At 60.2% G+C, this 18,709-nt stretch carries 33 protein-coding genes and 1 pseudogene; 15 read left to right on the top strand and 19 right to left on the bottom strand.

From position 1 onward, the window contains the following. The first annotated feature begins 39 nt into the window (after nt 1-39). Entirely contained in the window at nt 40-285 is a 246-nt protein-coding gene (locus SynA1544_RS07830) for an RNA-binding protein (RefSeq protein ID WP_115161927.1), read from the top strand. A 24-nt stretch (nt 286-309) separates the two neighbouring features. Here the strand turns inward: SynA1544_RS07830 and SynA1544_RS07825 are convergent, their stop codons facing one another. Further along, complete coding sequence (locus SynA1544_RS07825) at nt 310-576, bottom strand: hypothetical protein (protein ID WP_186512831.1); 267 nt, start codon at nt 574-576, stop codon at nt 310-312. Between the two features lie 112 nt (nt 577-688). Between SynA1544_RS07825 and SynA1544_RS07820 the strand changes: the two genes are divergently transcribed. Continuing rightward, nucleotides 689-859, top strand: a complete 171-nt coding sequence (locus SynA1544_RS07820) for a hypothetical protein (protein ID WP_186512830.1) — start codon at nt 689-691, stop codon at nt 857-859. Nucleotides 860-886: 27 nt separating this feature from the next. After that, complete coding sequence (locus SynA1544_RS07815; protein ID WP_186512828.1) at nt 887-1,054, top strand: hypothetical protein; 168 nt, start codon at nt 887-889, stop codon at nt 1,052-1,054. Nucleotide 1,055: 1 nt separating this feature from the next. Here SynA1544_RS07815 and sodC read toward each other — a convergent pair whose 3' ends face one another. Beyond that, entirely contained in the window at nt 1,056-1,592 is a 537-nt protein-coding gene (sodC, locus tag SynA1544_RS07810) for a superoxide dismutase family protein (protein WP_186512826.1), read from the bottom strand. An 85-nt stretch (nt 1,593-1,677) separates the two neighbouring features. On the opposite strand from sodC, the gene SynA1544_RS07805 reads away from it, so the two are divergent. After that, the gene (locus SynA1544_RS07805) at nt 1,678-1,914 is read left to right on the top strand and encodes a hypothetical protein (RefSeq protein ID WP_186515504.1); all 237 of its coding nucleotides are present in this window, start codon (nt 1,678-1,680) and stop codon (nt 1,912-1,914) included. 460 nt (nt 1,915-2,374) lie between these two features. Then, complete coding sequence (locus tag SynA1544_RS07800) at nt 2,375-2,728, top strand: hypothetical protein (RefSeq protein WP_186512824.1); 354 nt, start codon at nt 2,375-2,377, stop codon at nt 2,726-2,728. A gap of 31 nt (nt 2,729-2,759) precedes the next feature. Here SynA1544_RS07800 and SynA1544_RS07795 read toward each other — a convergent pair whose 3' ends face one another. Beyond that, complete coding sequence (locus tag SynA1544_RS07795) at nt 2,760-3,164, bottom strand: YccF domain-containing protein (protein WP_186512822.1); 405 nt, start codon at nt 3,162-3,164, stop codon at nt 2,760-2,762. Between the two features lie 65 nt (nt 3,165-3,229). On the opposite strand from SynA1544_RS07795, the gene SynA1544_RS07790 reads away from it, so the two are divergent. The 3 genes from SynA1544_RS07790 (at nt 3,230) to SynA1544_RS07780 (ending at nt 4,707) form a co-directional block, all read left to right on the top strand. After that, nucleotides 3,230-4,090 carry an SDR family oxidoreductase gene (locus tag SynA1544_RS07790; protein ID WP_186512820.1) on the top strand — a complete coding sequence of 287 codons (861 nt, stop codon included), beginning with the start codon at nt 3,230-3,232 and terminating at the stop codon, nt 4,088-4,090. Between the two features lie 177 nt (nt 4,091-4,267). Next, a complete protein-coding gene (locus SynA1544_RS07785) occupies nt 4,268-4,414 on the top strand; it encodes a hypothetical protein (RefSeq protein ID WP_186512818.1) in 147 nt (48 codons plus the stop codon). Then, complete coding sequence (locus SynA1544_RS07780) at nt 4,414-4,707, top strand: hypothetical protein (protein ID WP_186512816.1); 294 nt, start codon at nt 4,414-4,416, stop codon at nt 4,705-4,707. The genes SynA1544_RS07785 and SynA1544_RS07780 overlap by 1 nt, the downstream gene beginning before the upstream one ends. Here the strand turns inward: SynA1544_RS07780 and SynA1544_RS07775 are convergent. Next, complete coding sequence (locus SynA1544_RS07775; protein WP_255477508.1) at nt 4,692-4,913, bottom strand: hypothetical protein; 222 nt, start codon at nt 4,911-4,913, stop codon at nt 4,692-4,694. The two genes, SynA1544_RS07780 and SynA1544_RS07775, sit on opposite strands and share 16 nt — an antisense overlap. Nucleotides 4,914-5,061: 148 nt before the next feature. Beyond that, on the bottom strand, nt 5,062-5,448 hold the full coding sequence (locus SynA1544_RS07770; RefSeq protein ID WP_186512813.1) for a DCC1-like thiol-disulfide oxidoreductase family protein: 387 nt from the start codon (nt 5,446-5,448) through the stop codon (nt 5,062-5,064). Here SynA1544_RS07770 and SynA1544_RS07765 point away from each other — a divergent pair. Beyond that, complete coding sequence (locus tag SynA1544_RS07765) at nt 5,448-5,816, top strand: hypothetical protein (RefSeq protein ID WP_186512812.1); 369 nt, start codon at nt 5,448-5,450, stop codon at nt 5,814-5,816. The two genes, SynA1544_RS07770 and SynA1544_RS07765, sit on opposite strands and share 1 nt — an antisense overlap. Nucleotides 5,817-5,828: 12 nt before the next feature. Here SynA1544_RS07765 and SynA1544_RS14710 read toward each other — a convergent pair whose 3' ends face one another. The 4 genes from SynA1544_RS14710 to SynA1544_RS07745 form a co-directional block, all read right to left on the bottom strand. Next, nucleotides 5,829-6,182: a hypothetical protein gene (locus SynA1544_RS14710; protein ID WP_255477506.1), complete on the bottom strand. Its 354-nt coding sequence runs from the start codon at nt 6,180-6,182 to the stop codon at nt 5,829-5,831. A 122-nt stretch (nt 6,183-6,304) separates the two neighbouring features. After that, entirely contained in the window at nt 6,305-6,556 is a 252-nt protein-coding gene (locus SynA1544_RS07755; RefSeq protein ID WP_186512811.1) for a hypothetical protein, read from the bottom strand. A gap of 516 nt (nt 6,557-7,072) precedes the next feature. Then, the gene (locus SynA1544_RS07750; protein ID WP_255477505.1) at nt 7,073-8,458 is read right to left on the bottom strand and encodes a serine hydrolase; all 1,386 of its coding nucleotides are present in this window, start codon (nt 8,456-8,458) and stop codon (nt 7,073-7,075) included. Nucleotides 8,459-8,533: 75 nt separating this feature from the next. Beyond that, the gene (locus SynA1544_RS07745; protein WP_255477504.1) at nt 8,534-8,776 is read right to left on the bottom strand and encodes a hypothetical protein; all 243 of its coding nucleotides are present in this window, start codon (nt 8,774-8,776) and stop codon (nt 8,534-8,536) included. 171 nt (nt 8,777-8,947) lie between these two features. Between SynA1544_RS07745 and SynA1544_RS07740 the strand changes: the two genes are divergently transcribed. After that, complete coding sequence (locus SynA1544_RS07740) at nt 8,948-9,538, top strand: nucleoside kinase (protein ID WP_186512808.1); 591 nt, start codon at nt 8,948-8,950, stop codon at nt 9,536-9,538. Between the two features lie 458 nt (nt 9,539-9,996). On the opposite strand, the gene SynA1544_RS07735 is transcribed toward SynA1544_RS07740, so the two are convergent. Next, nucleotides 9,997-10,260 (bottom strand): hypothetical protein, encoded by a 264-nt coding sequence (locus SynA1544_RS07735; RefSeq protein WP_186512807.1) that lies wholly within the window; start codon nt 10,258-10,260, stop codon nt 9,997-9,999. A gap of 180 nt (nt 10,261-10,440) precedes the next feature. After that, nucleotides 10,441-10,689 carry a DUF1651 domain-containing protein gene (locus tag SynA1544_RS07730; RefSeq protein WP_114989376.1) on the bottom strand — a complete coding sequence of 83 codons (249 nt, stop codon included), beginning with the start codon at nt 10,687-10,689 and terminating at the stop codon, nt 10,441-10,443. 404 nt (nt 10,690-11,093) lie between these two features. Here SynA1544_RS07730 and SynA1544_RS07725 point away from each other — a divergent pair. Continuing rightward, nucleotides 11,094-11,371 (top strand): annotated as a pseudogene (locus SynA1544_RS07725) (2Fe-2S iron-sulfur cluster-binding protein); the annotation flags it as partial. Nucleotides 11,372-11,377: 6 nt separating this feature from the next. Here SynA1544_RS07725 and nth read toward each other — a convergent pair. Next, nucleotides 11,378-12,031: an endonuclease III gene (gene nth, locus SynA1544_RS07720; RefSeq protein WP_186512806.1), complete on the bottom strand. Its 654-nt coding sequence runs from the start codon at nt 12,029-12,031 to the stop codon at nt 11,378-11,380. Between the two features lie 98 nt (nt 12,032-12,129). On the opposite strand from nth, the gene SynA1544_RS07715 reads away from it, so the two are divergent. After that, nucleotides 12,130-13,098: a metal ABC transporter substrate-binding protein gene (locus SynA1544_RS07715; RefSeq protein ID WP_255477502.1), complete on the top strand. Its 969-nt coding sequence runs from the start codon at nt 12,130-12,132 to the stop codon at nt 13,096-13,098. After that, nucleotides 13,098-13,853, top strand: a complete 756-nt coding sequence (locus tag SynA1544_RS07710; protein ID WP_186512804.1) for a metal ABC transporter ATP-binding protein — start codon at nt 13,098-13,100, stop codon at nt 13,851-13,853. The genes SynA1544_RS07715 and SynA1544_RS07710 overlap by 1 nt, the downstream gene beginning before the upstream one ends. On the opposite strand, the gene SynA1544_RS07705 is transcribed toward SynA1544_RS07710, so the two are convergent. Continuing rightward, nucleotides 13,854-15,218 carry a 1-acyl-sn-glycerol-3-phosphate acyltransferase gene (locus tag SynA1544_RS07705; RefSeq protein ID WP_186512802.1) on the bottom strand — a complete coding sequence of 455 codons (1,365 nt, stop codon included), beginning with the start codon at nt 15,216-15,218 and terminating at the stop codon, nt 13,854-13,856. A 32-nt stretch (nt 15,219-15,250) separates the two neighbouring features. Between SynA1544_RS07705 and SynA1544_RS07700 the strand changes: the two genes are divergently transcribed. Beyond that, nucleotides 15,251-16,075, top strand: a complete 825-nt coding sequence (locus SynA1544_RS07700) for a metal ABC transporter permease (RefSeq protein ID WP_011364450.1) — start codon at nt 15,251-15,253, stop codon at nt 16,073-16,075. Nucleotides 16,076-16,091: 16 nt separating this feature from the next. Here SynA1544_RS07700 and SynA1544_RS07695 read toward each other — a convergent pair whose 3' ends face one another. The 5 genes from SynA1544_RS07695 to SynA1544_RS07675 are packed head-to-tail and all read right to left on the bottom strand — an operon-like array spanning nt 16,092 to nt 18,208. Then, nucleotides 16,092-16,247 carry a hypothetical protein gene (locus SynA1544_RS07695; RefSeq protein ID WP_186512800.1) on the bottom strand — a complete coding sequence of 52 codons (156 nt, stop codon included), beginning with the start codon at nt 16,245-16,247 and terminating at the stop codon, nt 16,092-16,094. 13 nt (nt 16,248-16,260) lie between these two features. After that, a complete protein-coding gene (locus SynA1544_RS07690) occupies nt 16,261-16,461 on the bottom strand; it encodes a hypothetical protein (RefSeq protein WP_006851769.1) in 201 nt (66 codons plus the stop codon). A 55-nt stretch (nt 16,462-16,516) separates the two neighbouring features. Then, nucleotides 16,517-17,305 carry an ABC transporter ATP-binding protein gene (locus tag SynA1544_RS07685; protein WP_186512798.1) on the bottom strand — a complete coding sequence of 263 codons (789 nt, stop codon included), beginning with the start codon at nt 17,303-17,305 and terminating at the stop codon, nt 16,517-16,519. Further along, a complete protein-coding gene (locus tag SynA1544_RS07680; RefSeq protein ID WP_186512797.1) occupies nt 17,295-17,726 on the bottom strand; it encodes an NUDIX hydrolase in 432 nt (143 codons plus the stop codon). Before SynA1544_RS07680 ends, SynA1544_RS07685 begins: the two co-directional genes overlap by 11 nt. Beyond that, nucleotides 17,723-18,208, bottom strand: coding sequence for a hypothetical protein (locus tag SynA1544_RS07675; RefSeq protein ID WP_255477501.1), 486 nt, complete (start codon nt 18,206-18,208; stop codon nt 17,723-17,725). The genes SynA1544_RS07680 and SynA1544_RS07675 overlap by 4 nt, the downstream gene beginning before the upstream one ends. Nucleotides 18,209-18,258: 50 nt before the next feature. On the opposite strand from SynA1544_RS07675, the gene SynA1544_RS07670 reads away from it, so the two are divergent. After that, nucleotides 18,259-18,450, top strand: a complete 192-nt coding sequence (locus SynA1544_RS07670) for a hypothetical protein (protein ID WP_186512795.1) — start codon at nt 18,259-18,261, stop codon at nt 18,448-18,450. Here SynA1544_RS07670 and SynA1544_RS07665 read toward each other — a convergent pair. After that, complete coding sequence (locus SynA1544_RS07665) at nt 18,434-18,619, bottom strand: hypothetical protein (protein ID WP_114989374.1); 186 nt, start codon at nt 18,617-18,619, stop codon at nt 18,434-18,436. The two genes, SynA1544_RS07670 and SynA1544_RS07665, sit on opposite strands and share 17 nt — an antisense overlap. Nucleotides 18,620-18,709 lie beyond the last annotated feature (90 nt).

Genomic DNA, 18,709 nt, shown 5'->3' with positions numbered 1-18,709 from the left:
CTGTGTGCGAAGGTAAGAAGTCTTGATCAATTCTTTTTTTTGACGATCTTTATCGGAAATCTCTCCTGGGACGCTGAGCGGGAGGATCTCATTCATCTGTTCGGTCAGTACGGCGAAGTAAGCAAGTGCTCCTTGCCCCTCGACCGGGAGACGGGCCGCAAGCGTGGTTTCGCTTTTGTTGACCTCAGCAACGAAGCCGACGAGCAGTCGGCAATCGACGACTTGCAGAACGTTGAGTGGATGGGTCGCGCCATCTCCGTCCGCAAGGCCGAACCCCGCCGCTGAGCTTCACAACAGCTTCGCTTCACCTCACTGTCCAAAACCGCGGTCGGTTGTGGATGGTGAGGTTTTGTCGTGCGTTGCGTTGGGCTGTGGCTGTTGAGAGGCCTGCTGTGAAGAGGCCTTGTTGAACCGACTGTCGAGCCAACGCGAAACGATGTAGATCCCAATGAACATCGGGATGTAGATCTGATAGGCACTCTGTTGCTCAATCTCGAGCTGATTGACGACGGTGACAGCTGCGGTGCTGAGCACGAGGTAGATCCCGACGCGCCGGACCAGGGGTGATTTGAACAACGTTGTGAGAGCTCAAGCGTTTGATCATGTTCACCTGCCGTTGAACTCCCTCAACTGGGGGATGTGCCAGACGCGCTTTGCCTGCTGAATGGGGAGGCACTGCAACGCTCCGATGCCACCCGCCTATGACCTGATCATTGAGCGCAGGGGCTCGATCGTGGTGGAGACCATCGAGGCCTGTGACGAAGACGCTGCCTGGCGCATTGGTCTGATGTTGCACATCGAGGCGCTGATGGCCGTGGTCTGCAGGGATGAACACGACCCCGAATCGACGCGGGCTTAGGCTTTTCTTAAGAGTTGGAGCGATGTTGTGATCGGTTTGATCACCTCAGGCTTGTTCCTGGTGTTTCCCTCAATTCCCGGAGCGGATCTGTCCCTGTTCCAGCAGCTGAACAGGGAACTCGGTGCCCTCTGTCAGGAGCCACCCGCTCAGGCCATCAGGGTCTGTCGCCTACATGCCCGCCTGGTGAACGGCTGAGTCAGCGCTCGTCCAGCACTACACCACAGGCAACCCGTGCTCCACCTCCACCCAGGGGGGGCTCGTCCCTGTAGGTGTCGCCGCCTGCGTGAACAATCAGGGCTTTCCCCTTCAGGTCAGCTGTGCTGAGCCGTGGCGCCACCACGCTGGTATTGGTCTTGCCGTCGTCATCCACCACCAGCCTGCTGAGATCGCCCCGGTGACCGTTTCCGAAGGGGCCGAGATGTTGACCCGTTTCGTCAGGGTCCCAGTGACCTCCGGCGGCCAAGCCGGCAACAGGAGTGCCCTCGGCGGTTTCGCCCACGTCACAGCTTCCCGTGCTGTGGAGATGGAAGCCGTGTTCCCCAGGGCTCAGCCCGGCCAGATCGGGATAAATCACCAGGCCCTGGTCGGTGTCTTGCGCTGTGACGCTGCCGATCGATTCGCCAATGCCGTTGGCATCAATGCGTTGCATGGTCACCTCCAGGGCTCCGCACCAGCCCGGTGTGAGCGTGAGCAGGCCGATGAGCAGAACGAGCTGGGCGAGCAGGCGACGCATCACAGAACAGCGAGTTCTTGAATTGTCGCCCCCGGTTGGTGCCGTCTGCGGTGAAGATGGTGCGTCGTTCAGCTGATGCTTGGTGATGCGTTGGGAGTACACCCAGTTGCGCTTCGTGCCCCGGGGGAAGTCGTGGACCGGGGAAATCGAGGAGCTCTGGCTGGATGATCGCCAGCTGATCTCCAGAAGCCATCCGCAGCGTGACATCACCCTGGTGGGCTTGATGAATGAATTAGGAGAGCAGGGTTGGGAATTGGTGACCTACGCCCAACCCTTCACGGGCTACCACGGTGGTTGCTACACCTTCAAACGTCAGAAGTGAGCAGCTGCTTCAGAGCGGGCTGGTGCTGATGTGCTGGGCCATGTGCTGGGCCATGCCCATAAAACCGATCACGAGAAGAGCAACAGCGGCGGTTGAGGCAATGGATGCCAAGCCCATTTGTGTTTGATGGCTCAGGCTTTTCATGCATCAACCTCGTTTTTCAGATGCACGAGAATGCATTGCTCGTAACAACTGCCATCATCAAGATTGCAGAGGGTCAGGCATTCAAAATAGGCATTTACTTGTGATTCAGTGACGCAAGCTTGGCCAGCATTTGGTGGCTCCAGGTTTGTATTCAGCACGTCTTTCTCAATTCACAGAGCGACGCTATGCCGATTTTCTTTTTTGGGCAATGAAATTATTGCGGCGGGTAAATACCTAGATAAAATTACCTATATCAGATCGATTGTGATGGTCGGTCTTTTTTTTGGGTTGATCCCTTGCTTCTTATGGTGAGCCGATGAGCAAGGGCACCCCCGCTGAACGGCTCGAGGACGAGCTCGATCGTGCCAAGGCTCGTGGCCGTTGGCTCAGTGACGATGAGCAGGCTGCGCTTGATCGTGAAGCGGATGCCGAAGCCCTTCTGGTGGAGGCCAAGCAACAGCGTGATCGCAAGCTGATCATCCTCACCGGAGTCTGCCTGTTGATTCCTCCGTTGTGGCCTGTGGCCCTGGGGCTGACCCTGTTTGTTCTCTATCCAGGCACCATGGCCAGGATCGGGCTGGCTGCGGCGATCACTTTCTTGTTGGGCGGATTGCTGTTGGCCGGCGTGCTTGGTTTGGCGATGGTCTGGCTGATTCAGTGGCTGTTCTGATCAGGTGCTGTTCTGATCAGCTCTGCTGAGATCAGTTGCGAGATTTCACCACCGTCATGCCGACGGGGGCCAGGGCAATCAACGCCAGCTTGATGTGCTGAATGCCGAAGGGAACGCCGATGATCGTGACAAAACACGCCAGGGCGCTGCTGAGGTGACCAAGGGCCAACCACCAGCCGGCCACAAGAAACCAGATCACATTGCCGAGTGCACCCAGGGGGCCCGTTCCCAGGTCACCGCGTCCCCTGAGCTGACGCCGGTTCATGGCCTCGGAGCCGAAGGGCCAGAGCGAGAAACAACCGACCACCCAGCACGACCGTGCCCATGGCAGGCCAACGATGCTGATCGCGCAGATCAACGCGGCCAGCCACCAGGCCAGAGCCATGGGCAGTCCGCCGAGAACAACCCAGAGGAGGTTGAGGAGCATCGAAAGCATGTCTCCATTGTCACGGCATGCCCGATGTTCGTTCGTTAAATTCTGTAAAGGGTGTTTGACCAGGTATGCCGGGCTATTTCGGGATTGTTGGTTGTGGGTATGTCGGTTCTGCTGTTGCAACCCATCTCAGGCGCCAGGGCCATGAAGTTGTCGGCACCACCACCAGCCCCGGACGTCTGGCTGAACTCTGTGATCTGGTTGACCACCCCCGTCTTTACAGCGCGGGCGACCCGATGGCAGACACCAGCTTCCTGGATCGGCTCGATGGCGTTCTGATTGCGATGGCCCCCACCACCGCCACCTTTGAAGAGGATCAATACGAGACGGTTTATGGCCAGGCGGTGCCGGCCCTGGTGGATGCCATTCGTCAACGGCAGGGGCGCAAGCCGCTGCATGTGGCGTATCTGAGCAGTGCAGGCGTCTATGGCGATCAGTCCGGTGCGATCTGCAATGAGCTGACGCCCCCTGATTGTTCCAACAACGCCAACGCTCTCCTGGCAAGCGCCGAGACGTCTGTTCTTTCCTTGAACGACGCCTCAATCCAGGCCTGTGTGCTGCGGCTTGGTGGTATTTACGGTCCCGGTAAGGACATTCCGTCGTACATCCGCAGCGCTGCTGGACAGTCGGTTCGCAAGAACGGCAATCACATCAACGCCTGGGTTCATCTGCACGACATCATCCGCGGCGTGGATTTCGCCTTCGGCCGGCGGCTCCAAGGCATTTACAACCTTGTGGATGATCTCCAGTTCACCCGGCGTCAGCTCTCCAATGCCCTCTGTGATGACTTCGGATTGCCTCCCGTGATCTGGGACAACCATGATCGACCCGGCGCCCGTGTCTTCAATGCCCGTGTCAGCAACGCCCGGTTGCGTGAGATCGGATTTCGGCCCAGCGTCAGCTCCATGCTTGAACCTGTGGTGGCCTGAGCTTCGCTGCATCAGCATCAGCTAGCGGCGCAGGATGTCGTCTGCGGCTGAATTCATTTTTCGATACACATTGCCTGAATTTCTCTGATATTGTGTTGTTCATGTAAAGCAGGATTGCGGGATCCACAGTCAACTTGTTGTGTTGATTAGACCCTCTTCATTCATCGCGGTGGTGCTGTGAAAGACGAGTCGTTCTGCATCGAATTTGCATCCTCCCTGGCCTTGATCCTGCTTGAGCTCAATGCAGAGCTCCTCGAGCTCGCTGAAGAAGCCTCCAACGTCACAGCCGAGCTTTCTGTTGTTGAGCTTGAGCGTGTCTGCTGATGTTGGCTCGCATTCGTGCCGTCTTTGCTGATGCTCAAACGCAAGGTTTGGATCAGCTGTACGACGTCATCAATGCGGCACGTGATCTTGCACCGGATTCAGATTTTCAAGCCTGCTACGACCTGGTGATGGCATCCGGTGGCCCTGAAGTGGAGACCTGGATCAACTTCACAGTGACCACGGCCACCCGCTTCGATCTTGATGATCAACCGGAGCCGGAACAGTTTCTTTCCGTTCTCGAGGAATGTTGTGATGCCCGTCGGGAGCAGCAGAGGGCTCAGCCCTCGGAATAGCGCAGGGCTTTGAGGCCCATCACCAGATGGGTGCGAAAACTTCCCAGCGCCATCACCTGCTTCGGTGATCGCGTGTCGCTAACGGCATCACCCTGGCCTTCAATCCAACGCAGCAGTTCCTGGGTTTGGTCGGCCCATGCACTCAGTGCAGCGCGCAGCAGTTCGTCATCGCTGAGTTGCCCTTCAGGAGCGGCGGATGGATCCATCGCCGCTTTCAGCAAGGCGTTGAGTTGCTGATGGCTCAGCGCGTCAGGAACAAAGGGATCAGGATCGATGCTTAAGAAAATCTTTAGGCGTGACTCGACGGTAGTTCATGGGTATCGGTTGCGACCACCCGTGTTTTGGCTTATTGCCTCAGCGTGATGGAATTTGATCCGGGTCAACGCTCAGGCCGCGGGTGGCGAGGGCCAGACGCCGGGCTGCCAACAGAGCGGGATACGCCAGTGCTGAGCGTTGGTTGTCAGCAAACACCCTGGCCAGCAGCCTCAGCAGCGGATCACTGGGCTTCATGCGCCGGCTCAGTTCTGCAATGGCTTCACTGCCATGCCACGTCTGCTCTCCTTCGATCAGAACGGCGCCATTGCGCAATGGCAGTCCGAGGGTATTGAGCTTGCGCCGCAGGTTGTGATCGGCGCGTCCGTCAACAATGCGCAGGTTGGGTACACCTGCCTTGAGCTCACTGCGGAGGGCGAACTCCCGACAGAATGGACACCCGCCGTCGTAGATGAGGGTTACCAGCATTGCTGAATTCTGTCGCGAAGGGCCTGGGCCTGGCGTTGTTGTTGCTCTGCTGGTTGTTGGTGGCGCCCCAGCCCTCGTGGGCGGAGTGGTTCTGTGATGGGGATCGGCTCAGTGTTGAGATCACGCGAGGAGCCGTTGATCTCACCGGTCTGGCGGAGGGCATTCCGAACACGTTGGAGGGAACCCTGCCGGGGGACGGCGTTCTGCTGCACTGGCGCGATCTTGACTTGCAACTTCCGCGCACCAACAATGCAGGTGCTCCCAGTTACACCGATGGCCGTTGGTGGTGGCGCGTTGTTGATGAATCAGCGCCTGAATTCTGGGAGCGCCGCGGCACGGTGATCCGTCACCAATGTGAACTGATCTGAACCTTCATCCTTCTACCGCCGTTTTCGCTTGCGGCGGTTGGCCTTGCGGGTACCTCCATAGCGATAACCAGCTTGTTCGCGAAAGTTTGGCCAGCAGGTTTCGCACACCAGGATCCAGTCCGCGAGTCGGGCGGTGCTCACCCGGAAATGCACGTCCCCCGGCTGTCTGCAGGCATCACAACAGAATCTTTTGTTTTTCCACAGTTTTTCAACCGACTCCTCTGGCGGATCGGTGCCCTGAAGCTTCTCCTGAGGATTGCTTGCTTCGGTCACAGCAAGGAGCGGTTCGTTGCTACTTGAGGCGTCTTCGAAATCACTGATGCATTTATTGCTTGAAATCAATTGCCAGCACAGCATTCTTCTCATCGAGCGGCTGGATCTGCCGGGGACTGCTGAGCATCTGAGGCTTGTTTTCCACGCCGATGGCCAAAACCACTTTGCTCGCCAGGATCAGTTGTTTTGGCCCTGTGGAAAAGCTGTGTATAACTCTACGAATCGCTTGGAACTTGGGCGTTGATGGAGGCTTTTAGGGCGGCCATCTCGTGGGCGGTGAGGTGAGCTTCGACGGCCTCAGGGGTGTTGTTCAGATAGTGGATCCATGCCTCGTAGCACTGTTCCTGCGTTGCTGATGGGTTCTGACCTTCACCACCTCCTGCGTTGAGCAGAAGCTCTTCAATCCTGGCCAGCCGAGCTTCGATCCGGCTCAAGCGGCTGCCGATGGCGTCGTCCTGTTGCGTCACCTGCGGATGGGCGGTGGGTTCCGTGATTCTTGCGGAGTGCGCCTGGGTTGACGCTGTAGTACATGCGCACTAAAACAGATGTACTGGTCCGAAACCCATGGCTGCGAGTTCTCCTTACGCCACCTTCCGCGCTGACGAGTGGATGCGGCATTCCTTGATCCGACCCCGCAAGGCGTTTCCGGCGGCAGCCTTGGCAGTGGCGAAACCTCGTGCCAGGTCCACCGCTGCTAATCGAGCCTGTGATGCCGTGCAGGGCGAGCTTTTTCTCTTTCCCGTCGTGATCTGCTGAGCCTTGGTCTCTGCGACAAACATTTGCAGGAGTCGCTGTTTGCCCCCGGTTCTGCCAGGGTGATCAGTGGTTTTTCTTGCCAGACCATGCTGTTGTTCGCCTCCCAGACAGCTCCAGGCGGTCCGACTGTCATTCTTCCGGCCCTGCTGATCACCGGACTTCTCGTTGCAGCATCCCAGGCGTTCGTTCCCAAGGGCGGCGACAAGAACTGAGCCCTGCCGTTCGCCTTATCGAAGGGCTGAGAGAGCATCAGCCCCGAAAGCATTGGCATCAAATCCCGGCTTTTTGGGTGTCTGTCCCAGTCGCACGATCACCGCGCGCTGGGATGGAGCTACCAGAAGAAATTGTCCCTGATAGCCCTCTGCTGAATAGCTGTCATTGGGCAGATCCGGCCTTGATTTGCGGCGGCTGAGCCACCAGTGCGCGCCATAGGCCTGTTTGGAGCCCCGCGACGCCGTCTGTGCCTGCCGAACCCAGGCTGCGGGCAGAAGTTGCTTACCGTTCCAGCGGCCCTGATCCAGGTACAACTGGCCAAACCGGGCCCAATCGCGGCCGCTGGCCCACGCCAGGGATGAGCCCACCAAGGTTCCACTGTTGTCGCTTTCGAGAACGGCAGTTGCCATCCCGAGAGGCCCGAACAATGCCTGCTTGGGAAAGCCCCAGTAGCGCTGATCGTCATCGATGGTGTGTCTCAGGATCCGGCTGAGGATGTTGGTGGTTCCGGATGAATAGCTCCACTTTTTTCCCGGTTTTTTGCTGAGGGGTTGGCTGGCGGCGAACCTGGCCATGTCGGCTTCCTGGGTCAGCATCCGTACCAGGTCCGAGTTCAGTGTTCCCGTCGATTCCTCGAACGCCAGGCCGCTGTTCATGCGCAGCAGCTGATCCAGGCTGATCCTTTGGCGTGGATCCTGCGGATCACTCCATTCGGGCACCTTCGGTGGCTTGCCTGGATCCAGAAGCCCTTCTTGGATGGCCCGTCCGATCAGGGCATGGGTGATGCTTTTGCTCATCGACCAGCCAATCAGTGGCATGTCGGGCTGGATGCCTTGGGCGTAGCGCTCGGCGATCACCCAGCCGTTCTGCACCACCACAACGGCGCGGGTGCGTTTGGGTGTGAGCGGCTCGTTCTCTTCAAAGGCGCGATCGAGAGCCTCCTTCAGTGCCTGCTCATCAATCTCCGGCGGTTCTGCGGCGGCTGTGGCGATCAGGGGCCAGGCGGTGCCAATGGGCTGGGACGTCGCGGAGCCAGGCTGGTTTGGCTTGGGCAGCCGGGGTTTTGGATGCCCATTGATCCGCCAGGTGCAGCCCCGTTCACCGTTCTGAATCGCTTCAGCACGAATCAGCCCGAACAGGGCGCTGGCCTCAACGCGTCCAGCGTTTGGTTTGATCCGGGTGTGGATCATCCCCTGGCCGGCGGCCAGATCTTCGTTGAGCACCTGCTCTGGATCCATTCCAGCCATCAGCACGCTGCTGCAGAGCTGCTTGGCGCTGAAACTCGCCCCCGCCCTGGCGAATGTGATCAGGTTCCGCAGCGGAGGCTCCAGGCCTGCTGTGGCGCTGAAGGCCACGGCCGCCACGGAGATCACCACAGTGCGCCACTGCTGCTTTGTCACCCTTGCTTTGTCACCCTCAATGGCCATGAAAAAAGCGGGGTTGTCCCCGCTTCAATCATGGATGGAACGCTGGCTTCAGTACACGTCGTAGCTGACGCCGCGGTAACGCAGTTCCCGTCCGCCGCTTGGGTGCTGTTGTTGGTCGATCGATTCGTAGGCGACGCCGCGATAGCGCAGCACTTTGGTTTTGCTTCCAACCGGGGTGTGGACCCGGTCGGTGTGGCCCTGGTGGCGGAAGGCCCGTGCCATCTGTGTTCTGGCCGATTCGATGGCCTGATTGCGCACAGTCCGTGCCTTGATCAGTTGAAGGGTGTTCATCTCTCTCTTGCGCGGTGCCCACGCCCCCGTTGCCTGGCGTGGATCTGACTGCGGCCTGTTGATGAGGCTCAACGTGTCCACACCCTAACCCCAATTAGTATCAACGGCTACTGTTTTTTTCTGCTTCTTTTGGAGCGGCGTTGTCAGCATGGTTCTGGATGAAGACAGCGCTTGTCTGGGGCAGTTCCTCTGGTGTGCATCTGCGGGCCGTCTGCGGCCGGCAAAACAACCCTGGCCGCCCGTCTGGCCGAGCAGCTGCGGTCCAGGGGGCGTCATCCCCTGCTGATCGCCTGCGACGACTACTACCGCTGTGGTTGGTCTCCCAGCTCGCGCTATGGCTTCGACACGGTGGATGCCATTGATGCGGATCAGCTGAGGTTGCAACTCAGCGCTGTTCGCTACCGCCAGTTGAACGCGCTGCGCAGCTACGACATGCGCAGCCGCAGGGTGAGCTCCAGGTTGTTGCAGCAGCCCTATGACATGGTTCTGGTGGAAGGCTCCTACGGGCCACAGCACCTGTTGGAGGATGTGCCCATTTCGCTGGTTGTGTACGTCGAAACCCCACTGCTTCAGAGGTTGATCAAGCGTCTCTGGCGTGATGTTCGCGACAGGCAGAGGCCGGCTTCCTATGTGATTCGCCAGATGCTGCGCGAAATGCTCCCGGGTGAGCGTCGCTTCATTCACCCTTTGAAGCGCCGCGCAGATCTTGTTGTTCGGGGCTACAACTTCGATCTGGAGCCGATTCTCAGCAGAATTGGATAGCTGCTTAAGCCTTGATCAGTCACAGTGCTGGTTTCTGCGTAGGCCTGTGCGTCTGGAGACTGATTGATTGATGGTTTCGATGGTTTGCCCTGGCTGATTCGATCAGCGGGTCTGCTTTTTAGGGCCAGACATCTTCTTTTTAGGGCGAGAGAGCAGGCGCGAGATTTTGGTCATCCATCGATCCGGTGCAGCTTGTTGCGTCGAAACAACCGCTGCTCTTTGCTTGGCTGACGCAGGGTTTGGGCCTGAAGGCTCTGATAGCGCCCAGCGGAAATCCATCAAGGATCGGGGCTTGCCGGCCGGGAACTGAGCCAGCACCTGCTGACGATGCTGATGTTGAGTGCGCAACAGCCTTAAAAGGCACCTTTGTGCACCATGGCTCAAGCAGGTCCTGTTCCGCCAGCAGGGGTCTCTCGTTCATCGCAGGCGTCAGACAGTGCCCGCCCAGGGGGACAGGCTCAGACCTTGTTTCCTTCGTCGTCCCAGTAGTCGATTCTGTTCACTTCAAGATCGTCTTGTTTGAGTTTGGCGGCGATCTCCTTGGCCCTCGCCCTCAGATACAGCTCATCGGTCACCAGGCTTTGGTAAACGATCTCTTCCAGGGTTTCTCCGGGAGCTTCTGAGACGATCTGCTTTACGTCGTCCTTGCTCAGCTTCACGTCAGTTCGAATGCTGACGGTCTGCTCGAAGTTGAACTCGATTTCGTTGATGACCGATTCCATGGGCTCCCTGGCAGACAAAAAGAAACCCCCGCCAAAGGCAGGGGTTCCAAAACGGCTCGCAGGAGTGTGTCCTTGTTTCCACCCTGTGAGGCGTTTTTCCTCACAAAACCAACATGCCAATCCGATGCGTCCGCTGGGATTGCTGATGGACAGCCTTGCAGTTGGCCCCAGCGACCTGTCTCAAAGTTCAACCGCGTCGCCCCAGGCCGGAGATGCAAGGCGCTTCCAGCCCTGGGTCTGCAAGGACGCCCAGAGTTGTTCTGCTTCGGCCTTTCGCAGGTGTCGGCGTTCCTTCAGCAGGGGAGGGCCGTCAGGCAGGCGCCGGCCTCTGTCGATGAAGACCTTCGGCTCATGAATCCATCCCTTCTGGTCGCGATGGAATCGCCAGATCCAGCGGTCGTCGCTGTCAATCAGCCAGCCCTCTCCCATGACCATGCTGCAAGTACATTAGTACTAGCAATGGTGGGTTTGGCTGGTCAAGTGGTCTTCTGGTTCAGGTCCAGCCCAAAAAAAAGGAGCAGGCCCCTCAGCCCACCCCTCCTCTGTGACGCATGGAAAGCACCACTGCTTTCGTGATGCACTGTCCAAGGCGATGGCGCTTTGGCGGGTATCGATCCGCACGTTTTTAGGTATTACTGCTTAGTAAGAACTGTTCTCATTCGCGTGAGGATTCCGGAGGCGCGAGCATCACTGCCAAGGCTTCGGGGAGTTGAACGAGCGCAGGTTCCCTCGCCTGCGCCTCCCCCAAACGTTCATGGGAGCAGGGTGCGGATCCATCTGCCTTGGCGCTGATGGGGTGATCCAGCTACCAACCCTTCAGGATCTTCCGCGTCATGGCCTCTTTCAACATCAGCATCGAGGGTGGTGCCAGCTTTTCGTGCCCTGATGACGCGTTCATCCTTGATGCAGCCGAGGAGGCCGGAGTTGATCTGCCCTATTCCTGCCGGGCAGCGCCTGTTCCACCTGCGCCGGCCGTTTGGTGAGTGGTTCGGTGGATCAGACCGATCAGAGCTTTCTCGATGATGATCAGATCGGCCAGGGGTTTGCCCTCCTTTGTGTGAGCTACCCGACCGCTGATTGCGTGATTAAGGCCAATGCTGAAGAGCTGCTGTCTAGATCAGGGCTTGCGGGTGATCACAGGACGGCGCCGTTTCGGATAAAGCTCACGGCACATGGGGCAGACGGTTCCGTCGCAGCCCCGTGCTGTGCAGAACTCACGGCCCCAGAAAATGATCTGAAGGTGCAGGCGGTTCCAGTGCTCCTTGGGGAAGAGGCGCTTGAGGTCCTGTTCCGTGCGCGCCACACTGCTGCCGTCGCTCAATCCCCAGCGTTGGGCCAGCCGGTGGATGTGGGTGTCGACGGGGAAGGCGGGCACGCCGAAGGCCTGGGCCATCACCACGCTGGCTGTCTTGTGCCCCACGCCCGGTAACGCCTCGAGTTCTTCAAAGCTCTGGGGAACATCGCCGTCGTAGGCCGTCACCAGAATCTGGGCAAGGCGGCGCACGTTTCTGGCCTTGGTTTTGGCCAGCCCGAGCTGCCGGATGAACGCCAGGATCTGCTCCTCCTCGAGTGCCGCCATGGCTGCGGGTGTTGGCCCAGCGGCAAACAGCGCCGGCGTCACCTCATTCACCTTCTTGTCGGTGCACTGGGCACTCAGCAGAACAGCGATCAGCAGGGTGAACGGATCACTGTGATCCAGGGGGATCGGTGTTTCCGGGTAATGCTCGTGGAGGCGCTGCAAAATCACCTCCACCCGCTCAGACCTGCGCACGGGTGTTCAGTGGGTGAGGTGATCTTGGCGCTTCGGTGATTGCATCGCTTCGTTGCAGCCTTTCCCTGCCATTGCCGAGAGTGTTTTAGGAACCACTAATGCGATCCTCGATCAGGCCGCGTCGGCCCGCATTGCCCCGGTTGAACTGGAACCGTTCGGCAGCAGTGCTGCTGGTTGTGTTGGCCGTGGTGCTGGCCTCCTGCCGCAGCCGAGATCAGGACATCACCGCGGATTCACGCCCCCAGGTGCTCACCACCTTCACGGTTTTGGCCGATCTGGCTCGCAATGTGGCGGGTGATCGGTTCCAGGTGGCTTCGATCGTCAAGCCCGGTGCCGAGATCCATGGTTATCAACCCACCCCCAGTGACATCGAGCGTGCCAGCAAGGCGGATCTGATTGTTGAGAACGGGTTGGGGCTGGAGTTGTGGGCCCGCCGATTCACCGCTGCAGCGGGAGATGTGCCCACCATCACCCTTTCGGAGGGGATGGACCCTCTGCTGATCACGGAGGACGCCTATTCCGGCAAACCCAATCCCCATGCCTGGATGTCTCCCCAGCGCGCCATGTTTTATGTGGATCATCTTGAGCGAGCTTTTACGCAACTCGATCCAGCCGGTGCCGAGGACTTTGCCGCTAATGCGTCGGCTTACAAAGCCAAGCTCCAGGCCCTCGATGACGAGCTGCGCACGGCGATTGCTGCGCTGCCCGCTCAGCAACGGCTGCTGGTGAGTTGCGAGGGGGCCTTCACCTATCTGGCAACCGATTACGGGCTCGAGGAGGCCTATCTCTGGCCGGTGAATGCCGAAAGTGAGATCACACCCAAACGCATGGCACGGTTGATCGACACGGTGCGACAGCGTCAGGTGCCAGCCGTTTTTTGTGAAAGCACCGTCAGCGATAAAGCCCAACGGGAGGTGGCGGCGGCGGCCGGGGCGCGATTCGGTGGAACTTTCTACGTGGATTCCCTGTCGTCCCCGGACGGGCCCGCACCCACCCTGTTGGATCTGCAACGGCACAATGTGGGTCTGATCCGCAAGGGCCTGGACCAGTCGGAGAGCAACCGCTGATGCGTATCGAAGCAGACAAACTGTGTGTTGATTACAACGGCACCGTTGCCTTGTATGACGCCAGCCTGCATCTGCCCGCAGGTTGCATCTGCGGTCTGGTGGGCATGAACGGTGCTGGGAAATCGACCTTTTTCAAGGCTCTCACTGGGTTTGTGCGCCCCTCACGCGGCCGGATTCGGATCAACGGCAGCAGCGTTGCGGAAGCGCAGCGTCATCAGGCGGTGGCCTACGTGCCTCAGAGCGATGGCGTGGATGCCCAGTTCCCTGTTTCGGTGTGGGATGTGGTGATGATGGGCCGCTACGGCGCGATGAATGCGTTGCGGATTCCCCGCAGCTCCGATCGTGTGGCTGTGCGGGACGCCTTGACGCGGGTTGATCTGCTGGAGCTGGCCGATCGTCCCCTTGGCACCCTCTCCGGTGGTCAGCGAAAGCGCACGTTCCTGGCCCGAGCCATCGCCCAGCGCGCTGATGTGCTGCTGCTGGATGAGCCCTTCAATGGGGTCGATGTGCGCACGGAGCAGCTGATGGCCCAGCTGTTTCTTCAGTTCCGCGACGAGGGCCGCACGATCCTGATCTCCACCCACGATCTGGGTCACGTTCGTGATTTTTGCGATCTGGTGGTTCTGATCAACAAGACCGTGCTCGCCTACGGGGAAACCTCAGAGGTGTTCACCCCCGAGAACCTCGCCATGACTTTCGGTGGCGTGCCGCCCGATCTGCTGACGGGCAACAGCTCCCCGGAGGAGACGTTCTAATCAGAGCTCTCCCGCGTCCGTTGTCATGGCCCGAGAGGCGTCGGGCATCAGGGCAATGAGAGCCTGCTCCAGGTCTTGCATGAACACCTGCATCGCCTCGCGACGGTTGCTGCGGTACTGATTCAGGCGAGGCCGCACGGGCAAGGCTCGTCCGAGTTGCACCTCCACCCGTTGTGGGCCGAGGCTGGGCTGACCCTTCCAGGGCTTGTCTTCGATCCAGCTGATCGCTTCCTCCACCAGCAGCAACATCTCGGCAAAGCGGTCAAAGTCGGATCGATCACTGATGTAATGACCACTCACGCTGGTGAAATGCTCCACCAGTCGCATGCGGGTGAGTTGGAGGTCGGCTTCCCGTGCCTCCCAGTCCGCCAGGCTCCGCTCCAGCGGCGGGAGCTGATCAACACCTTCCCTGTAGATCCGATCCCAGGCGGCCTGCTCGATCCGGCGGCAGCGCTCCTGAAGATTGCCGACGGCACGCAGGCCGAAATGGGTCTCGGCTTTGGCCAGGCCATGCCGGCGGTAGGCATCGATCCGTTCGCTGAAGGTCTGCGCTGGATCGGGCTTCAGCCGTTCGAGCTGCTCAAGGGCTTTGAGCAGATTCATGCCGATCTGGATCAGCCGGTCGCGACTGCTGGTCTCTGAGTTGTCCAGGCCAGCGTCGGGGGAGGAGATGCCGAGATGGCGTTCGAGGCAAGCCAGTCGCGCTTCGAGGGCGATCCAGTTGGGGTGCCTCCAGCTGTAGTGAATGCCAATGGGCAACACCACCAGCGGCCGCTCGTCGTTGGCTTTCTCCAGATCCTCTGCTGCCCAGAACGCCAGCTGGGCCACTCCCGGCTCCAAGGGCGCCATCTCGCCGGAGAGGTTGTTGGTGGCTCCTTCCGGTGCCACCACCAGCGGGTAGCGCCCCTGGGCCAGAGCCCCGCGGGCCTGGGCCAGCGCTGGGCGATCCAAGCGGCCGCGGTGGATGGCGATGCCGCCACTGCGTTGCAACAGCCAGCCGATCACCGGGCCAGCCCAGATCGGAATGCCGCGGTCGTAGAGAAAGCGCAGCTGGATGGGTCGTGGCAGCTGCAGCTTGAGTCGCCGTGCGGCTTGGGGAATGCAGTTCCAGAACAGATCCGCCATCACCACCGGATCTCGGGTGCTGGGGTGCCGAAAGGCGATCAGCAGATTGCAGGCCCCCGACTGCTGGGCTGCAAAGGCCTCGGCCAGGGCTTCTGCTGCATCACGGTGGCTCAGCTCAAGGCCCTGACTGCGGAAGAGCAGCGGAAGCAGGCGGCTCACCACGGCCTGAACCATCCGGCTGGGACGGGTGGGCAGCCGGCGCAGTGCGGGACGAGCGTTCTGGGTGGAGGCGCGGGGCATCGAACCGACTGCAGCGCGTCCATACTGATCCGATGGAGCTTTTGCTGGAACCCCTCAGTCACGCCTTCATGGTCAAGGCGTTGATGATCAGTGCCCTGGTTGGGGGTGTTTGCGGGCTGTTGTCCTGCTTCATGACCCTGAAGGGATGGGCGTTGATGGGTGATGCCGTCTCCCATGCGGTCCTCCCTGGCGTGGTGGTTGCCTATGCCCTGGGCCTGCCCTTCTCCCTGGGGGCGTTCGTCTTCGGTGTGGGTTCTGTTGCCGCCATCGGCTTTGTGAAGCAGAAGTCGAGGGTGAAGGAAGACACCGTCATCGGGCTTGTCTTCACCGGTTTCTTCGCTCTGGGGCTCGTGCTCGTCTCCAAGACGCGCAGCAACATCGATCTCACCCACATCCTGTTTGGCAATGTGCTGGGGATCTCAGCGGGGGATGTGCAGCAGACCCTGGTGATTTCGGTGCTGGTGCTGGTGCTGCTGCTGCTGTTCCGGCGGGACCTGATGCTCTTCTGCTTCGATCCCACCCACGCCCGATCGATCGGGATCAACACCGGACTCCTGCACTACATGCTGTTGGGACTCCTCTCCCTGGCCGCCGTTGCCGGTCTGCAGACCGTGGGAATCATCCTGGTGGTTTCGATGCTCGTCACCCCCGGTGCCACGGCCTATCTGCTTACCGATCGGTTCGACCGGATGACGCTGCTGGCCGTCACCAGCAGCGTGCTCTCCAGTGTGCTGGGGGTGTTCATCAGCTACTGGACCGACAGCTCCACCGCCGGTTGCATCGTGCTGGCGCAAACCGCGCAATTCGTGCTCGCCTTTCTTCTTGCGCCTGGGCAGGGGGTGCTGCGGCGTCTCTGATCAGTTGATGAGTGGATCAGCGCTCGTCCTCGTCCCAGTCGTAGGTGTCGTTGAAGCGCTGAACGCCGGCTTCTCGAAAGTGAAAGTCCTTGGCGGAACGGCCCTGATCAGATGCCGTTTGCTTGGAACCGTCCTGGCCCCACGGCTCGCGGTAATCAAGATCGTCCCGCATGTTCTGGAACGGCTCAGGAGGCTTCGCTGTCATCCCACTTGGCTTTGCCATCCAGCAGTTCGATCAGCTCCTGGAGCTTGCCCATGGTGACGCGCACATCGGCACCGTCGGGCAGAACACCATCGGCCACCACGTTGTAGTGGTCACGGCATTGGTTGCGCAGCTCCTGCAGGCGCTTCTTGGTGATGGTCTTCTTCTGTTCTGCCGTTGCCATGGCGATTGCGTGGTCTGGCCCTCATCCCTAGCAGAGCAGGGTGCTGCCTACCGACCTATCCCGGAAGAACCTGGCGAAAGCCATGGGCTTCCACCACGTTGAGCGGGGTGTTGAACAGTTCACTCAGTTCGGCGGGCCGCAGCATCTCCCGTGGGCTTCCATCCCCAACAAGACGTCCCTGTGCCAGAAACAGCACCCGTTCCATCTCCGGAACGATCGTGTCCACCCGATGGGTGACCTGCACCACGGTGGTTCCCGCTTGGATCAAGCGCCGCAGGATCGCCAGCAACTGATGGCAGGCCTGGAGGTCGAGGGCACGGCTCGGCTCATCCAGCACCAGCACCTCCGGTTGGTGAACCAGGGCGCGAGCGATCAACAGGCGGCGCCGCTGTCCGTCCGATAGCTCTCCGCAGCAGCGTTCACGGATGCTGTGGAGGTGCAGTTGATCGAGCAGATCCCGCGCCTGCTCCCATTGCCGCGCGCTGGGCTTCTGATCCCGGCCCAGCCGGGTGGCCCCAAAAAAATTGCTCACCACCGCCTCTTCAACAGCTGTTTTGGGGTGAAGCCGCTGTTCCATGTCGCTCGACACCACCCCAAGGCGGCTGCGCAGCGCCCAGAGGTTCACCGTCTCGCTGCCAAACAACCGCAAATGAGCGTCAGGGCGAACGATGGGATACAGGCTGCGGTCGATCAGTTTCACCAGGCTGCTTTTGCCTGCGCCATTGGGCCCCAACACCGTTGTGGACTGCCGCAGTTTCAATTGCAGGTTGAGGTCGTGCAGCACTGGGCGATCGCCCAGCCATGCCTCCACATTGCGGAGATCGAGCCAGGTTTCAGTGGTCATGGCCCTCCTGCAGCAACCGATCGATCACGATCGACAGGCGCGGAGCGACAGGCCGGAGCTCCTGCTGCCGCTCACTCCAGATGGCGTCACGCACCAGATCACTGAGGGGCACCAACTTCATCTCCTGGCCCTCCTTCAACTGCAGTTGGCTCAAGGGCACGCTGAGCCTTCCACGGAACACGTGGGCCACCCGGCTGCCGCTGTCGTCGCTGAACCATGGTTCGAGCGGCACGCTGGGTGACCAAGCGATCTCCTCCTGCAGCTCGCGGTGCACGGCTTCGCTGGCTGTTTCTCCCGGATCGAGATGGCCGCCAAACAACCCCCAGTGGCCCGGATAAATGATCGAGTCGATGTCGTCGCGCAGTTGGAGCAGCCATCGGCCTTCCCGCTCGAGCATGGCCAGGGCGACGGCGGGCTTCATGACGCCTCCGGTGTCTTGCGGGACCACTGGGCCAGTCCACCGCCCCGCCCCCGCGCTGTGAGTGTTCCCTGCTGCTCGTTCAGTTCAATCAGGGCAAAGAAGGGGAAGCGTTGGGGTTCCGGTGACGGCAGGCTTCGCTGCAGCAGCACCTGATCGGACCAGCTCAGCTCCAACGACGTGAAGCTGAACATCAGCAGTGGTCTGGAACCCTTCAGCTGGGCCTGGCCGCTGAACCGCAAGAGGAAACCGGCCAGGCAGACCTGATTCACGATGTTCAGGCCCTGGTCGCCGCGGCTCAAGGTCAGGCTGGCCTGCAGCCAACGCAGCAGCGTTGCGGTGCCGGGCGCCGGTGGATCCCCGCTGCGCGTCCAGGTCTGCTGCAACATCCAGCAGCCCGGCAGCTGCTCGATCTGAATGCCGCTGCCCTCACGGCGGCTCTGGCCTTCCCTCGCCAGAAGAGCTGCGGCAGGAGAACCAGGCAAGGCTGAGATCATGGGGCTCTGCAACACCCCCATCTTTTCGGAGTCGGCCCATGCAGCGCGACAAGCGCCGGACACCTCCCATAACGGACCTGATTCTACGGGGACTGCGCATCGGGGCCAGCACCGTTGCCCTGGTGGAACTGCTGCGCAGCGATTGGATCGGAGGGGGGCTCGCCAGCTTGGCCTGGCTGGTCTTCGTTCAGGTGGAGCGTCGCCGGGCGCCGCTCAAGCCTCCGTCCTGAGGATCGAATCGATGCAGTTCGGGTGCTGTCGGATATAGGCGTTGAACTCCATGGCCAGTAGACGCGCCTCAAAGGCGTCAGTGGCGTAGAAGCAGGATTCCAGCTTTTCTCCGTTGGATGTCTTGTGGCGGACGGTGTAGGCAGCCCGTCCCTGAGCAATGCTGGCCATGGACTGTTGAAGCAGTGGTTTCAAGCTGGCACTCCTGCCCTGAGGAATTCCATAACCATTCATTCATGTTTGCGTTTCAACGCTTCGTAA

The sequence above is a fragment of the Synechococcus sp. A15-44 genome, assembly GCF_014280115.1.
Classification (GTDB): Bacteria; Cyanobacteriota; Cyanobacteriia; order PCC-6307; family Cyanobiaceae; genus Parasynechococcus.
This window is presented reverse-complemented; position numbering and strand designations above follow the sequence as displayed.